This is a genomic window from Halobaculum sp. EA56 (assembly GCF_051195075.1).
Classification (GTDB): domain Archaea; phylum Halobacteriota; class Halobacteria; order Halobacteriales; family Haloferacaceae; genus Halobaculum.
Map to the genome: position 1 here is coordinate 17373 of NZ_JBNTJX010000003.1, position 8789 is coordinate 26161.

Consider the following 8789-nt stretch of genomic DNA (forward strand, 5'->3'; position numbering starts at 1 on the left):
CGTCCGGTGCGTTCAAGCGCGCCGCCGCGCCACCTCGACGTGTGTACGGACTGGAGTTCGCCGGCGAGGAGGACGCGTTCGCGGCCCTGGAGGCCGGCGTCGCCGCCGCCGGCGTCGAGCGGGTCGCCCCGGGGCTGGCGGTCGCCGACGCGGTCGACGCCGGGCGCGTCCGGGGGCTGGCCTACACCCGCAGCGCCCTCGACCTGCTCGGCCGGGCCGACGCCGACCCGCGGAGCGCACGTGCCGTCGTCGAGGCCGCGAGCCTCGCGCGCGAGGGGACGGTCGCGGTCCGCGCACGCGTCGTCCGCGACTCCGCCGACGTCTCCACGGGCGAGGCCGAACGCGAGTGCGGGAGCGCGCTCGTCGAGCGCGGCTTCGCGGTGGACCTGGACGACCCGGACCACACGCTCCGGGTGCTGTTCGCGGGCGACACGTGCCTCGTGGGGTGGGTCGTCGCCGAGTCGGTCCGCGACTTCGCGACGCGCCGGCCCACCGACCGCCCGTTCTTCCAGCCGGGGAGCATGGCGCCGATGGACGCCCGCGCGTACGCCAACGTCGCCGGCGCGGGCCCCGGTCGCACCCTGCTCGATCCCATGTGCGGCACCGGCGGCGTCCTCATCGAGGCGGGGCTGGTCGGGAGCGACGTGGTCGGCAACGACGCGCAGGCGAAGATGGTCCGCGGCGCCCGGGAGAACCTCGCCCGCTACCTCGACGGGGCGACGACGCCCGCCGGCGACCCCGCGGGCGGGTACGCCCTGCTCCGCGGCGACGCCACCGACCTCGCGCTCCGGGACGACGCGGTCGACGGCGTCGTCTTCGACGCGCCGTACGGCCGGCAGTCGAAGATCGCCCGGCACAGCCTGACGGACCTGGTGTCGGAGGCGCTCGCGGAGGCCGCACGGGTCGCCCCGCGGGGCGTACTGATCGCCGACCGCTCGTGGCGGGAGGCGGCGCTGGCGGCCGGCTGGCGGGTGACGGATACCTTCGAGCGTCGGGTCCACCGGAGCCTCGTCCGGCACGTGCACGTGCTGGCGCGGGAGTGACGACACGGCGGCCCCGACCGGCCGCTGACCGTCCCGACCCCCGTCACGCCAGGCAGGCGACGGCCGCGCCGGCGCCAAGCAGGGCGAACGCGGCGCCGACGATCCGGGTGAGCGCCACGTTCCAGCCCGCGGGCTCGACGCGTCCGGCCGGTTTCCTGCCGACGGCGTCCGCGATCTCGCCGATCCGTGCGACCTGATACGGCCGGAGCACGGCGAGCAACCCGAGGGGGAGGCCGACGACGCTCAGTAACAGGAAGTTCGGAGGGCACATGCCCCGTCGTGCTCGGACGTGGCTACTGGCGTTTTCGGTTCGGACCGCATCGGAGGGGGTCGAGCGGGTCGACGCCGGCGGGACGGCGACCCGGCGTCCTACTCCTCGCCCAGCAGCGAGTCCACTAGGTCCTCGGGGTCGAACCGTTCGATGTCCTCGTACCCCTGCCCGACGCCGAGAAAGAGGATCGGCTTGCCGGTGACGTAGGCGATGGAGATGGCGGCGCCGCCCGAGGAGTCGGCGTCGGCCTTCGTGAGGATCGAGCCGTCGATCGAGGCGGCGTCGTCGAACTCCTGGGCGCGCTTGACGGCGTCCTGGCCGGCGACCGCCTCGTCGACGAAGAGGGTGAGGTCGGGGTCGACGACGCGGTCGATCTTCTCCAGTTGCGCCATCAGGTCGTTGCTCGTGTGCAGACGGCCGGCCGTGTCGCCCAGCACCACGTCGATGTCGTTGGCCTCGGCGTACTCGACGCCGTCGTAGATGACCGCCGCGGGGTCGCCGCCCTGGTCGTGAGCGATGAGCTTCCGGTCGAGCGCCTCGGCGTGCTCGCGGATCTGCTCGTTGGCCCCGGCGCGGTAGGTGTCGCCGTTCGCGAGCACCGACGAGTAGCCGCGCTCCGCCAGCCACCGCGAGAGCTTCGCGATGCTGGTCGTCTTCCCCACGCCGTTGACGCCGGTGAACACGACGGTGACCGGCTTGTCCGCCTCGGCGATGCGCTCCTCGAAGTCGAACTGGCCGACGCTGATGACCTCCAGCAGCGCGTCGTGGAGCGCCTCGGTCACGAGCTGGTCGGTCGTCTGGACCTGCGCGCGCGTCTCGCCGATCATCTTCTCGCGGACGGTGTCGAGGATGCGGTCGGCGACGCTCATCTCCACGTCGCTGGACAGCAGCGCGAGTTCCAGGTCCTGAAGGGGCTCCTCGAGGTCCTCCTCCTCGATGACGACCTTCCCGGTGGCGAACGCCGCCGCGCGCTTGAGCCGCCCGGGGCCCGAGGAGTCGCCGTCGCCGGAGCCGTCCGCGTCGTCGGTATCCGCGGCGGCGCCGGGCTCCGCGACGGCGTCGGCCGGCTCGGCGTCCGCGTCGGCGGCGACGTCCTCGGCATCCGTCTCCGCTTCCGCCTCCGCGGCCTTCTCCTCGACCTCCTCTGCCGCGTCCTCGCGGAACGAGGAGAGCTTGTCCTTCAGGCCGTCGAACATCCCTTACTCGTCCCCGTCGTCCGCCTCGTCGGCCATCTGCTGCATCTGCTGCATCTGCTGTTGCTGCATCTGCTGTTGCATCTGCTGGGCCTGCTGTTCGAGCTGCTGGCTCTCGGCCTCGAGGTCGCCCTTCTCCTCCTGCACGCGCTCGATCTGCTCCTCGAGCGTCTCCTTGCGGCGCTCGAGCGCCTCGACGGCGTCCTCCTCGTCCTGCTCGGCGGCGTAGTCGCCGCCGAGCGTCACGATGATCTCGTCGAGGTCCTGGACCTCCGCGCGGACGTACGCGCCGCCGCCCAGCGGCACCTGGATCGTCGACCCCGTCTCGATCTGGCCGATCGCCTCGATCGCCTCGTCGACGTCGCGCTGCTCCTGTCGGAGCTCGTCGATCTCCTCGTCGAGCTCGTCGATCTCCGCCTCGATCGCCTGGATCTCCTGTGAGATCTGCTGCAGTTGTTGCTGACCGGGGCCGCCACCGCCGCCGCCACCGAGACTCATTCGGCCACCACCTCGTCGATCTCGATCTCCGTGCGGTTCAGGTTGTGCTCCGCGCCGAACTGCGAGAGCACGTGCTCTCGCGCGACGTTCTCGTTCTCGGCGTCGATCGACCGCGTGAACGCCTGGTGCCCGTCCCGCGTCCGGAACTCGCCGCTAACCGTGAACTGGCTCATGTGCCCGAAAAACCGCTCGGGAGCGGGAAGTACCTTCCGACTCCCGGACCCGCGGCGCGACCGACCGATCCGCCCGATAGCGGGCGGATCGGCCGTCGGGGCGGGACCGGCGGGGGCGCCTCGGTCGGTCCGGTGTGGCTCGTTGCGCTCGCGGCTCGCCCCTTCCGTGGGCGGCTCGGCACGACGACCTCGACGCCGATCGCCCGAGGCCTCCCTTCGCGGAACTCGCTCCGCTCGTTCCGCGTGCTCTCGTTCGCTCCCTCCGGTCGCTCACGAGAACTCCGGTCGGCCTCGCTTCCCAGATGGACGGCTCGGGTCCCGCGACCTCGGTCCGCTCGGTCGCGAACACCTCGCCGCCGCTTGTCGTCGCCTCACTCCGTTCGGCGACGCTTGTTTCCTGGGCGGCTCGGCCGAAGACCTCGCCGCCGTTTGTCGTCGCCTCACTTCGTTCGGCGACGCTTGTTTCCTGGGCGGCTCGCCCACAAGCTCGCCGCCGAACTCCCGAGCCGCTCGCTGCGCTCGCGGCTCGCCTTACTCGATGAACCCGAGCGTGTCGTCGATCCGGCCGAGCTCCGGGCCGGTCGTGTCCTCGCCGACGGCGTACCCGTCGTCGTTGGCGAGCAGGCCCGACCCGACCAGCGGCGCGCCGTAGTTGACGGTGCCGAGGTCGGCGTACACGTCGAGGTGGGACTCCAGCGCCTCCAGCTCCGGCTCCTCGCTGTGGGGGTGACAGAGGACGCCGGTGTTGTTGGCGACGGCGGCGGTGCCGACGGTGTTGACGCCGCCGAGCGAGCCGCGCTCGACCGGCACGTCGAGCGTGTCGGCGACCGTCTCGACCGCCTCGTCCGAGAGGTCCGGGTGGACGTACGCGCCGTAGTCGTTCGCGAGTACCACGTTGCCGGCGGCGTTCAGTTTCCCCGGGAGCCGGCGGACGGGGTCGCCCGTCGCCGCCTCCAGGTTCCGGACCTCGCGGTCGGTCGCCTGCCGGGAGACGAGCAGCCCGTTCTCGTTGCCGGCGACCAGCGAGCCGACCGTCCCGGAGCCGCCGACGGTCGTGCGCAGGAGGTCGACGCCGAACTCCTCGGCGAGCCCGTCGGCCAGGTCGTCGTCGACGTCGGGGCGCACGACGAGGCAGTCGCTGGCGGCGTGCGCGTAGACGCCGACGTACGACGACCCGGCGAAAGAGACGCGAAGCACGCCCGTGTTACGCCGGCTCCGCCTCGACGACGACCTCGCCGTCCTCGTCGAAGCGGGCCGCACGCAGGCGCACCGAGCCCGGCGGCTTCTTGCGGCCGCGCTCCCAGACGGTCTCGTTGACCGCCGGGTCGAGGCGGACGTCGCCCTCGTCGACCGAGAAGTGCTTCGCGAGGTGTTCCCGGATGAGCGACATCGCCTTGTCGCCGCGCTCCTGGGCGGGCGCGCGCTTGGCCGCGCGCAGCGGGACCGTGACGACGCGCTCCTCGAAGTCGTTCGCGCTCATTTACTCGTCGGTGTCCGAGCGCCGCCAGTGGCGTCGCTTCGGGTTGCGGGTCACTTCCATGTCGGTCTTCATCATCACCCACGCCGGCACGCGGCTGTTCTGCCGCTCCAGCTTCGCCAGGCGCTTCTTCTTCGCCTTGGATTTCTTGGTCATGGTATCCGGCAGATTCAGCGCCGGAAGGGAAAACCCTGTCCATCCGGGGCGATCCCCTCCCCGGGTCGGCGCACTTTTGTTCTCCCGCCGACACGAGTGTCCCCGTGCACAGACGTGACGCGCTCCGCGCCGCCGCCGGCCTCGCGGCCGCTGGGGCGGGATCGCTCGCCGGGTGTGTGATCGGGCGCCGCTCCCCGCCGACGCTGGCGGACTCCTTCGAGGGCGGGATCGACCCGTGGACGACCGGCGCCGCCATCGGGCCGGAGGTGCCCGTCGAGGAGTTCGAGTGGTCGATATCGCCGTCGGCCGAGCGGGCCCACACCGGCGCCCGGAGCGTCGAGGTGTTCACGGAGGGCGACTACGACGACGGGATCGCCTGGCTGACCCGACCCGTCGACACGGCCGACCTCGACGCCGACGTGCTCCGGGTGTCGGTCCACGCGTGGAGCGAGTCCGAGAGCTTCAACGTCCTCCGGAACCTCGCCGTCCGGATCGGTCCCGAGCCGCCGACGGCCGAGGAGGACTTCCCGCCCCCGGAGACGGTCACCACGCCGGGGACGGCGACCGCGGCGGGGGGGCTCAGACAGCCGCTCCACCGTGCCGAGGGGTGGGACGAGTACCGGTTCGAGTGGCGCCCGAGCGACCTCCCCGACGAACTCCACCTCTCGGTCGGCGTCGCGGTCGTCTGGGAGGCGGACGCCACCCACTACCTCGACGACGTGCGCGTCGAGGAAGTCCGGTAGGCGCCGCCCCGCTCACAGCCCCGCCAGCGACCCCAGTCCGGCGCCGACGGCGCCCGCGAGCGCGCCGCCGAGGGCGACGCGGACGGCGACCTCGACGACGTCGCTGTCGACCAGTCGGACCCGGAGGGCGGCCACGACGCCGAGCTGGACGGCGACGACGCCGACCGCGAGGAGGTAGCTCCACGGCCGGTTCGCCAGCACCGTCAGCGACGGGAGCGCCCCGGCGAGGAACGCCCCGCCGCCGGCGAGGCCGGCGCGCCGAACCGGGGCGTCGGCCGCCGAGAGCCCGCCGTCGTCCTCGCCGGCGGCCGACAGCGCCGCGTGGAGCGCGACGCCGACGGTCGCCGCCAGCCCGACCAGCCCGGCGGTCCACCCGTCGACGGCGACGGCGGCGGCGAACAGCGGGGCCGGCACGACGACGGCCCCGGCGACGAGCCCCGACAGCGCGGGCTCGCTCACCCGGTAGCGTCGCGTCGTCCTCGTCTCCCCCCGTGCGCGCATCCGCTCGGAGTTTTCGGTCCGATGAAATAAAACCGACGGCGGAGCGACGACGGGGTCCGCCGCCGCCGGTCGGTCCCCGACCCGACCTGACCCGACCTCCACGCGCCCGCACTCGACGGACCGGGGGCGAAACCGGCTTGTGGCTCCGCTCCCCCGATCCGGTCATGGCCCCGTCCGGCGTCGCCGCGCTCGGTCCCGTTCTCGCGGACCTGCTCCCGCTCGTGTGGGACGCGCTCGGCCGGGTCGCGCGCATCGCCGTCCTCGTCGCCGTCGGCGTCCTGCTGGCGAACGTCGCCGTCGAGTTCGGCCTCGTCGAGCGCGTCGCCGGCTTCTCGCGCTACCTCACGGGACCGGCGAACCTGCCCGACGAGGCCGGGACCGCCATCGTCACGACCGCGGCGTCGACGACGGCGGGGTACGGGATGCTCGCGGACTTCCGGGAGTCGGGGCGGCTCTCGGACCGCGCGACGCTCGTCGCCGTGACGATAAACACGTTCTTCGGGTTCGTCCAGCACCTGTTCACGTTCTACGTTCCGGTCATCATCCCGATCCTCGGCCGGGAGACCGGGGTGCTGTACGTCGGCACCCGCGGCGCCATCGCGCTGGGGATCACTCTGACGGGCGTGCTCGGCGGCGCGCTGCTCCTCCGCGGGGAGGCGGCCGGGTCGCCGCCGGCGGACGCCGAGGGCGCGGGCGAGGCGAGCGAGGCGGCCCCGGACGGCGGCGGCCCCGGGGGCGCGGACGCCCCGGCCGACGCCGCCGGCGGCGACGACCCCGCGGCGGAAGCCGAGGCGGCGACGGCGGACGACCGCGACGCCCGCGAACGGGTCGGGTCTGCCGCCCGGTCGACGTGGTCGAAGTTGCGCCGGATCGTCCCCCGCCTCGCGCTCGTGTACGTGTTCGTCACGGTGCTGGTCGCCCGCGTCGACCTGCGGGCGCTCTCCGAGGGCGTCGCCGGGCCGTTCGCGGAGGTCGTGGGGCTCCCGGCGGCGGTCATCCCCGCCATCGCGGTGTTCGTGTTCGACACGACCGCGGGGGCGGCGACGTTCGCCCCGCTGGTGGGGACGACGCTGACCCCCGAGCAGGCGGTCGCTGGGATGCTGATCGGTGGAATCGTCTCGTTCGCGTTCTCGACGTTCAAGCGGTCGATCCCGTTCCAGTACGGCGTGTGGGGCGCCGAGTTCGGCTCGAAGGTCGTGATCCTCAACACGACGCTGAAGGTGGCGTTCATCGGCGCGGCGCTGGTCGTGTTCCTGGCGTGACTCGGTTCCGCGAGTCCACCGGATCGGACCGCACCGGCCCGACCCGATCCCGACGGATTCACGCCCCCGCCGACACCACCACGCGATCATGACCGACACACTCGCCGTCGCGGGCGGCCGCGTGCTCACCCCCGAACTCGACGTGCGCGAGGCGGACGTCCTGCTCGACGCCGACGCGGGCGAGATCCTCGACGTCGCGCCGGACCTCTCGGGCGAGGCCGACGAGGTCCTCCACGCCGAGGGCGGCCTCGTGATCCCCGGGCTCGTCAACGCCCACTGCCACGTCGCGATGACGCTCCTCCGGGGCTACGCGGACGACGAGCCGCTGGAGACGTGGCTCCGCGAGCACGTCTGGCCCGTCGAGGGGGAACTGACGGCCGACGACGTGCGCGTCGGCGCCGAACTGGGGCTCGTGGAGATGATCCGATCCGGCGTCACCGCCTTCGCGGACATGTACTTCCACGTCGACGAGGTCGCCGGGGCGGTCGAGCGCGCCGGCGTGCGCGCCCGCCTCGGCCACGGCGTCGTCACGGTCGGGAAGGACGAGGCGGCGGCGCGGGCGGACCTCGACGAGTCGTTCGGGGTCGCCGAACGGCTCGACGGCGCCGCAGACGGGCGGGTCCGGACGGCCGTGATGCCCCACTCGCTGACGACGGTCTCGGACGAGTTGCTCGCCGAGACTGCCGAGCGCGCCCGCGACGCGGACGTGCCGATCCACTTCCACCTCAACGAGACGACCGACGAGGTGGAGCCAGTCGTCGACGAGCACGGCGTCCGTCCGAGCGAGCACGCCGACGACCTGGGCCTGCTCCGCGGGGATACCTTCGTCGCCCACGGCGTCCACACCGACGCGACCGAGATGGAGACGCTCGCCGAGCGCGGCGTCAGCGTCGTCCACTGCCCGGCCTCGAACATGAAGCTCGCGTCCGGGATGGCGCCCGTGCAGGGGATGCTCGACGCGGGGGTCCCGGTCGCGCTCGGCACCGACGGCGCCGCCTCGAACAACGACCTCGACGCCTTCGACGAGATGCGCGACGCCGCGATGCTGGGGAAGCTCGCGGCGGACGACGCCGCGGCCGTCTCCGCCGAGTCCGTCGTCCGGATGGCGACCGAGGGCGGCGCCGACGCGCTCGGCTTCGACGCCGGCCGGATCGAACCGGGCGCGAACGCCGACCTCGCCGTCGTCGACCTCGACGCGCCGCACCTGACGCCCGAACACGACCTCGTCTCCCACCTCGTGTACGCCGCCCGCGGCAGCGACGTGCGCCACACGGTGTGCGACGGCGAGGTGCTCATGCGGGATCGCGACGTGCTCGCGTTCGACGAGGCGGCCGTCCGCGAGCGGGCACAGGAGCACGCCGAGGCGGTCGTGGAGCGGGCCGAGGCGTAGCGCCCGTCACCCGCCCGCCGGCCCCCGGACGCGGACGACCGCCCGCGCGCGGACTCCGGCGGGATTATACCGCCCCCGACCC

The 8789-nt window shown here is 73.4% G+C and carries 12 protein-coding genes; 4 read left to right on the top strand and 8 right to left on the bottom strand.

Annotated elements, in window-relative coordinates; genetic code table 11:
* The first annotated feature begins 50 nt into the window (after positions 1–50).
* On the top strand, positions 51–1043 hold the full coding sequence (locus tag ACQUQ1_RS05790; RefSeq protein WP_435063712.1) for a THUMP domain-containing protein: 993 nt from the start codon (positions 51–53) through the stop codon (positions 1041–1043).
* Between the two features lie 43 nt (positions 1044–1086).
* Here ACQUQ1_RS05790 and ACQUQ1_RS05795 read toward each other — a convergent pair whose 3' ends face one another.
* From ACQUQ1_RS05795 to ACQUQ1_RS05825, 7 genes are all read right to left on the bottom strand, one after another.
* Positions 1087–1314 carry a hypothetical protein gene (locus ACQUQ1_RS05795; protein WP_435063325.1) on the bottom strand — a complete coding sequence of 76 codons (228 nt, stop codon included), beginning with the start codon at positions 1312–1314 and terminating at the stop codon, positions 1087–1089.
* A gap of 98 nt (positions 1315–1412) precedes the next feature.
* Positions 1413–2510, bottom strand: a complete 1098-nt coding sequence (gene ftsY / locus ACQUQ1_RS05800) for a signal recognition particle-docking protein FtsY (RefSeq protein ID WP_435063326.1) — start codon at positions 2508–2510, stop codon at positions 1413–1415.
* 3 nt (positions 2511–2513) lie between these two features.
* The gene (gene pfdA / locus ACQUQ1_RS05805; protein WP_435063327.1) at positions 2514–3005 is read right to left on the bottom strand and encodes a prefoldin subunit alpha; all 492 of its coding nucleotides are present in this window, start codon (positions 3003–3005) and stop codon (positions 2514–2516) included.
* A complete protein-coding gene (gene rpl18a, locus ACQUQ1_RS05810) occupies positions 3002–3178 on the bottom strand; it encodes a 50S ribosomal protein L18Ae (RefSeq protein ID WP_435063328.1) in 177 nt (58 codons plus the stop codon). The genes pfdA and rpl18a overlap by 4 nt, the downstream gene beginning before the upstream one ends.
* Positions 3179–3709: 531 nt before the next feature.
* The gene (locus ACQUQ1_RS05815) at positions 3710–4375 is read right to left on the bottom strand and encodes a translation initiation factor IF-6 (protein WP_435063329.1); all 666 of its coding nucleotides are present in this window, start codon (positions 4373–4375) and stop codon (positions 3710–3712) included.
* 7 nt (positions 4376–4382) lie between these two features.
* The gene (locus tag ACQUQ1_RS05820; RefSeq protein WP_435063330.1) at positions 4383–4658 is read right to left on the bottom strand and encodes a 50S ribosomal protein L31e; all 276 of its coding nucleotides are present in this window, start codon (positions 4656–4658) and stop codon (positions 4383–4385) included.
* Positions 4659–4811 carry a 50S ribosomal protein L39e gene (locus ACQUQ1_RS05825; protein WP_073308560.1) on the bottom strand — a complete coding sequence of 51 codons (153 nt, stop codon included), beginning with the start codon at positions 4809–4811 and terminating at the stop codon, positions 4659–4661.
* 104 nt (positions 4812–4915) lie between these two features.
* Between ACQUQ1_RS05825 and ACQUQ1_RS05830 the strand changes: the two genes are divergently transcribed.
* A complete protein-coding gene (locus ACQUQ1_RS05830; protein WP_435063331.1) occupies positions 4916–5554 on the top strand; it encodes a hypothetical protein in 639 nt (212 codons plus the stop codon).
* Between the two features lie 12 nt (positions 5555–5566).
* Here the strand turns inward: ACQUQ1_RS05830 and ACQUQ1_RS05835 are convergent, their stop codons facing one another.
* Entirely contained in the window at positions 5567–6055 is a 489-nt protein-coding gene (locus tag ACQUQ1_RS05835; protein WP_435063332.1) for a hypothetical protein, read from the bottom strand.
* A 164-nt stretch (positions 6056–6219) separates the two neighbouring features.
* Here ACQUQ1_RS05835 and ACQUQ1_RS05840 point away from each other — a divergent pair, with 164 nt between their 5' ends.
* On the top strand, positions 6220–7317 hold the full coding sequence (locus ACQUQ1_RS05840; protein ID WP_435063333.1) for a nucleoside recognition protein: 1098 nt from the start codon (positions 6220–6222) through the stop codon (positions 7315–7317).
* Positions 7318–7405: 88 nt separating this feature from the next.
* A complete protein-coding gene (locus ACQUQ1_RS05845; RefSeq protein ID WP_435063334.1) occupies positions 7406–8707 on the top strand; it encodes an amidohydrolase in 1302 nt (433 codons plus the stop codon).
* Positions 8708–8789 lie beyond the last annotated feature (82 nt).